Below are 6928 nucleotides of genomic sequence, written 5' to 3'. Positions count from 1 at the left end.
TCACCATTAACAGGATGCGACGAGGCGTTTCCAGAGATTCAACAAACTCTTTCACCGTATAGTAAGGAACCAGTTTCTTGCCTGGATTTTCGGCAATAACTTCTTCCGTCTTTTCACGGGAACGGTTGAAAATAGAGACGGTATAACCACGGCTTTCGATGTTGAGCGCAAGGTTGCGCCCCATCACTGCCATACCGACGACGCCAATCTGTTGCTTTGACATTGTTTACTCCTGTCTGAGGTGCTCACCGCTGCAAATAAGCGGCTGAATATGAGTAACGGGTTTACTTCTAATATATTTAGGAAAGGCTTATCTCTCTATGTCCCAAAAACTAAACCTTTTGGATACATCGACTATCAGATCTAAAAGACATACATTTTATAATATCAAAACCTAATAAAACCATTCTAATTAAAGTCTCTTAGCAAGAGCTCTTACTGAATAAATAAAAAAAAGAACTAATGACTTGAATAATGAAAAAGACAATACTCTTCTATAAATATTCCATTGCCACATAGCTGCAGTGAACTTATTTGAGGACAACCCCGTATTATGTATATAATATCTGGCAAGATTTTTCTGTATGCAATAAACCAGCTTTGCTTTTTTTACTATTGTTAACCACATTAGGTAATCTTCATGACCAATTTCCTGTTGATATACTTTCCCTATCTGAGTTGAGTCATAAATACCAGTTAAGTTACCAATATGATTAGATTGCAGCATATTATTATATGTAATAACTTCCTTAAACCTTCTTTCTTTTATTACATTTGTATCAACATAAAAAACCTCATAGTTTGAACAAACAACTTTATAATTTCCAGCACTCAATATTTTCAGTTGTTCTTCGAGTTTAGTCTCAAACCAAACATCATCACTATCACAAAATGCAATATATCTACCATTACAAGCAGCAATCCCAACATTTCTAGCCGAAGATACTCCCTTACCATTTCGATTTAGTAAATAAACAATACGTTCATCGATAATAGACTTAATAATATGTTCTGTTGAATCCGACGAATTATCATTGATTATATATAATTTAAAATCCTCATACGTTTGTTTTAAAATTGACAAAATACTATCTTTAATAGTTTCTTCAGCATTATAAGCTGGCATAATTATTGATACTGTTTCATTACCCATAAAAAGCCCCATCATTATTCAAAATTAGAACAAGTATGATTTATAATAAAATTCTGCGATAGGAAACAGAATAACCTTTAATAGATACGGAATAAAACAGTATAATAATGAGAGATACAAACAAACGAAGTATCTATTTTTAACAGTGTATTTAATAACATAAATTATCGGGATTATATAAAATATCACAAAATAGTAGTTAACCCTTGAAATAAAATCAAAACTGAGCATTAACAAATAAACATTCACCGTTAAAGCCCACATACCAATTAACTTTCGCTCATTATCTTTTATAACAAAAACCTTTAGTTTTAATAAGATAAGGAATAGCAAATTAAATGGAATCCAATACATTTTAGTTAGTACATTCATTATACTCACAGAACTTTCATCGAATGAGGATAAATAATGTGAGTAATAGGGGAATAAATTTTGCACTATATAATAAATAATTTGCTGAAGATAAGAGAAAAGAAACAATAAAAAAGTCAACACATAAATTTTAAAAGCATGTTTACACGCAAAAAAATACGTCTTATCTGGAATTACGAGAAAACAGAAACCAATCAAAGCAGAGCGATGAAAACCTAAAGCAGCAACCATTAATATGAAAGATAACAATAATTTCCCTCTAAACTTATAGAGAATTGATATTGCAAACAAATAAATTGAAAATGATGCTCTTATTATATTCATCTGGGTATGAAATAAATTAGTAACAACCCAAAAAAGAAAAAAAACCAAAACAAGAGAATAACCATAGTTTTTCCATAACTGAAAAACAATAACAAACACCAATAAAGATTGTAATAAAGCAGTTAACGCAATAAAACCTTTGAATCCCCATCCAGTCAGTTGATATAGCCTCATATATCCATAAAAGAGATATTCCTTATTTTGATAAAAGGTATCGAGTTCATTAGCATTATTATATATATTTTGATAGCTAAAATAATCTGTTCCAACACCGTATTGAAATGCTGGCAACAGAGTCATAAAAAAAACGCATATGCCCCCGATAATTATTTTCCCATAAGGAATACGATTATATGCATTAAACAAAAACATATAAAAAAGCACAATAGTATTAATTATAATATATATCATTTTTCTGCAATAAAAAGACGTTCAGCTTCGATAGAACTAGAGTTTAAATTTACAGGATGAGAAAAGTATTGACCATAAAATACATTATCCAGTTTCGCATTTCTTACAATGTAACTCCAGTCATCACAAAAGAAACTATTTTCTTCCATTAACCTCAGAATTCTCTCAGCGCCTTTAATATCCACACAATAACAGCATGTCCTATATAACCAACGATGTGTACCTAATATTACTTTTCGCACCCCACATATTGATTTTCTCCCCATTATGACACGACTAAAGCTTTTTAGACCATCCTGTCCACCCAAAATATAGACACTTGATGAGCAGAATGAATTAATCATTTCGTCCAAATATTTAACATTTTCCTTGGGCAAAACGTCATCTTCCAAAACCACCAACCATTTCCTTCCACTCGCCAAAAATTCCGTTAAAGCTTTTTTATGACTCAAGAAACATCCCAATTCCGACGGAGTTAAAAAACCTCTTCCAAACATCTTTGAGGACCTAATTTTAAATAAAGAAAAGTATTTTTCTGCCAATAATTTCCGTCCATCAATAGCATGAGAAACACGACATTCTATGTCATACTTCGCCATTTCATTTTTTAATTTATCTCTCCTTTCATTATGTTGAGGTAATGATATTATACAAAAGTCAACAAGTTTTCTTTTCATTCTCACTTCCTTTTACTGGACAGTTGTTTTAATCTTTTATAAAAATATGAAAGCATATATCTTATAACTGTTATGAATGCAAGACAAAATGCATTATTTAGGGACGTTCTGTAAACCTCCAGAGCAAGCTCAACTATTTGTTTTGGTGTATATTTATATCCCCGTCCATAGGATATTTTAATTTGAGACCCTCCCAGAGTTCTCACAGAAATTAGCGACATAACAGAAATTAGTTTTAGTTTTAATGGTATATCTTCCCCCCAAGTCAAATATCTTATTTTATAAGCATCAATGATTTTATTTCTACGATACAACGTATTAGATTGATTCCAACCAAGAGTAAATTGCTTTGGATACCCTAAACACTCTATACATTCTTGTATTAATCCTCTGTTATATTTTTTTATTGTGAAGATATTACCTGTCTCGTTTTTACAATTAAACTCTTCCACATAATCACTTCTAAAGACGATGGCATCAACCTCATTATTTTCTAATAAATAATTAACACCCCAATCAAGAGCAAATTCAGCAATATAATCATCAGTATCAAGAAAAAAACAAAATTCTGTATCTGAATCCAATAAGCCTACATATCTTGCGTGAGAAGGGCCTTGATTAAGAGTATAGGTGTAATTACACCCGTAATTATTACAAATAATTTTATTTTTGCGCGCTTCATCAGAAACTGAACCATCATCAATTACAAAAATCTTACACTGCTTATAGCTACTGATTATTTTAATATTTTCCTCTAATATTATGCTCGAATTATAAGTTGGTATTATTATTGATATTCTTTTATTATTCATTCTATTGCCTATTTATTGTATTTTACGTATATGGCTTTCTTTGTGTTATAAAGGTTTTTAACATAGGATAACCGTTTAACATGCAAGTAAAGGGGTTTAATGATAGTTTTTACCCTGACGGTTGATTTATCCCACATTAACTGTTCATATAATTCGCCATCACAATATTTCAGACCCAGTGAACGTTTATATAAAAACAGCTCATTGCTCATCCACTTCCCAAAAAACTCTAACCCTCGAAAAACGACACCATCATAATTTTTTGCTATCTGCTTTTGCAAAATATCAACACCGTATGCCGAAAAAATATAATGGGCATCGACTTTCATTAAATAATCACAATCACCTAAAGAAAAACTAAAATTATAAAATTCGGCCAGTGAACCATCTCCCTTTGTCACCTGATCTTTATACCCTTCTCCAGCAATAGCGAGATTTTTATCATAAGAGTAAAGTTGTATAGAGCAAACATCAGCTAATTGATTCGATAATCTTTCTACAATATCTCTTGTATTATCTGTAGAATTATTATCTACAACAATTATTTGTGATGCTAACCCCGAAATAGACAATATAGATGCCTCTATATATTCAGATCCGTTTTTGACTCTATATATAACAGAGACACTTGGTATTTTCCTCTTATATTCATTCTGTTTTCTTAGCTTAGCTGCAACATAATCATCAAAATCTAACCGATTGGAGTACTTCTTATCGTTTTTCGCAGATAAAAAGGAAATAGTAAAAAGATAGTAATGAAAAGATAAAATTAACTTTTTTAAAATAGAATATAAACTCATCACTTTATCACTCGATTAAACAATAAAATACAGTAAATCAATGGGATTATATTAATCAATGACACGACAATTAACTTAGACACAGCTATTCCAACAACACCAAATATGTTAGTCAGATAAAATGTTATAACAAGAGACGGTATAAGCATATATATATGCAATTTACTTATAAAACCTTGCCGATCACTCATATTTAAAAAAACATATACAGGGCAAAATATTGCATTAATAATCTGCGTCATAACTAAAATAATTAACACTTCGCTAGCATTACTGTATTGAACACCAAATATAGATAATATCAGCCCTGAAAAAAAGGGAAACAGAAGAGCCATTAAAACACATGGTATCATTATGAAGAACATAGCTTTTTTAGTTAGCTCTTTTATTTCATTCATTTTACTTTGGCTGTATAAACTGGCGACCTTAGGTGCCAGAATTGTGCTAATTGACATTGCAAATAAATTTATAACCAAGGATATTCTATCAGACACAGCAATAATAGCGACATCAGCAGCTGGGAGCAACAAACCGGAAAGTACAACATAAGATTGAACAATCAGCATTCCTAATGAGTTACCAATGAAATACTCTGATAATTCTTTCAGTCTAAACGGTATTGACTCTGTTTCTAACTGATTGAAATCGTCCCTAAATTTATAATACGAGTATACCCCCCCCCCTCCTCCAATAAGAATAATTGAGAAGAAGTATGATAAAGACACCAGTAAAACACTTTCATTTTTAATCAGAACAATAAGTAATACAAAAAAAATAAACAATAAGGGTTGAAATATATACTGCAGAACAACACTAAAAGTGACAAGACCTTGAGACTGTAAAAAGGAATATAACAATATATTTACTGACGATGATATTATCAACAGAATCGCCAAACACCATGTATTTCGTAATAATAATTGTGGCGAAAAATAATGAATTATAGGTATTAAAATGATAGATAAGATAATACTGGATATAACACTCCGTTTTATGCATCTAAGAAAAAAAACGCCTCGTGCTTTTAATGCATATTTAACTGAGGCACATTTTTTCAAAATTAAATTATTTTGTCCTAAAGAGGATAGGGACGATATTATTCCAGTTACTGATAATAGGAAGAAAACCCCACCAGCCTCACTCATATTGAGCGTTCTTGATATCATCACACTCGTTGACAGCGCAAGTATAGCGCCGAATATCCTCAACACAAATACAGTTTTAATTGTAAACATTAACTTCTCGTTATTTACCCAAAGACCTCTTTGCAACAAATAATAGGGGGGAGGGTATAGATACTACCCCGCAAGACGCAAAAAACAACGCTACCGCCCCTGGCTTAACAGCTACCAGTTCACTAACACAAACTTATAACATGGCAATCTTAATAAATTCGTCTCTAATAAAACAAGAGACCGTTTTCTAAATCACATGAAGCAAAAAATCACCATAAAAGATCTAAACATCATCTGATATTTTAAACATTAGCTTAGATAATCGGTTGACGACTTTCATATTACTATTTTCTCCCGCCTTTTATCTTCATTAAAAATCATTTATAATTATTTCTTCTATTTTACCACGGAATTTTGTGCCTAGCATAATGTTTCTCAAACCATACTTCACAAACGCCTGCATATAGCCCATTTTTTTGCCGCAGTCGTAACTGTCGCCAGTCATCAGCATTGCATCCACAGCATGTTTTTTCGCCAGTTCGGCAATGGCATCAGTCAGTTGAATACGTCCCCATGCACCAGGCTGAGTACGTTCCAGTTCCGGCCAAATATCGGCAGAAAGCACATAACGACCTACGGCCATGATATCTGAGTCCAGCGTCTGCGGCTGATCCGGTTTTTCGATAAATTCAACAATGCGGCTGACTTTACCTTCGCGATCCAGCGGTTCTTTGGTCTGAATGACGGAGTATTCAGAGAGATCGCCCGGCATACGTTTTGCCAGCACCTGGCTGCGTCCCGTTTCATTGAAGCGCGCAATCATAGCGGCAAGATTGTAGCGCAGCGGGTCGGCGCTGGCGTCATCGATAACAACGTCCGGCAATACCACGACAAATGGGTTGTCACCAATGGCCGGTCGCGCACACAAAATGGAGTGGCCCAGACCCAAAAGTTCGCCCTGACGCACGTTCATAATGGTCACACCCGGCGGGCAGATGGATTGAACTTCCGCCAGTAGTTGACGCTTCACGCGCTGTTCAAGAAGAGATTCTAATTCATAAGAGGTGTCGAAGTGGTTTTCGACCGCGTTCTTGGACGCGTGAGTTACCAAGAGGATTTCTTTGATCCCTGCAGCCACAATCTCGTCAACAATGTACTGAATCATTGGCTTGTCGACAATCGGTAGCATCTCTTTTGGGATTGC

8 protein-coding genes are annotated in these 6928 nt (G+C 33.5%); all 8 read right to left on the bottom strand.

What is annotated here, in order from left to right; genetic code table 11:
- A partial coding sequence (locus tag CXR02_RS21695; protein ID WP_258059186.1) for an NAD(P)-binding domain-containing protein occupies positions 1–223 on the bottom strand: 223 nt, incomplete at its 3' end.
- A 189-nt stretch (positions 224–412) separates the two neighbouring features.
- Positions 413–1168 (bottom strand): glycosyltransferase family 2 protein, encoded by a 756-nt coding sequence (locus CXR02_RS21690; protein ID WP_219816169.1) that lies wholly within the window; start codon positions 1166–1168, stop codon positions 413–415.
- A 9-nt stretch (positions 1169–1177) separates the two neighbouring features.
- Positions 1178–2260, bottom strand: coding sequence for an O21 family O-antigen polymerase (wzy, locus tag CXR02_RS21685; protein WP_042020196.1), 1083 nt, complete (start codon positions 2258–2260; stop codon positions 1178–1180).
- Entirely contained in the window at positions 2257–2937 is a 681-nt protein-coding gene (locus CXR02_RS21680) for a glycosyltransferase family 25 protein (protein WP_000823826.1), read from the bottom strand. The genes wzy and CXR02_RS21680 overlap by 4 nt, the downstream gene beginning before the upstream one ends.
- 2 nt (positions 2938–2939) lie before the next feature.
- Entirely contained in the window at positions 2940–3749 is an 810-nt protein-coding gene (locus tag CXR02_RS21675) for a glycosyltransferase family A protein (RefSeq protein WP_001445975.1), read from the bottom strand.
- 8 nt (positions 3750–3757) lie between these two features.
- A complete protein-coding gene (locus CXR02_RS21670; RefSeq protein ID WP_001445974.1) occupies positions 3758–4549 on the bottom strand; it encodes a glycosyltransferase in 792 nt (263 codons plus the stop codon).
- Positions 4549–5784, bottom strand: a complete 1236-nt coding sequence (gene wzx / locus CXR02_RS21665; protein WP_045233210.1) for an O21 family O-antigen flippase — start codon at positions 5782–5784, stop codon at positions 4549–4551. Before wzx ends, CXR02_RS21670 begins: the two co-directional genes overlap by 1 nt.
- Positions 5785–6094: 310 nt before the next feature.
- Positions 6095–6928, bottom strand: an 834-nt coding sequence (gene galF / locus CXR02_RS21660; RefSeq protein ID WP_104063874.1) for a UTP--glucose-1-phosphate uridylyltransferase GalF, incomplete at its 5' end; no start/stop codon positions are given.

Origin of the sequence: Arthrobacter sp. 4R501, assembly GCF_002929755.1 — a bacterium.
GTDB lineage: Bacteria > Actinomycetota > Actinomycetes > Actinomycetales > Micrococcaceae > Arthrobacter.
The sequence above is the reverse complement of the archived record's forward strand: the minus strand, read 5'-3'. Positions and strand labels throughout refer to the sequence as shown.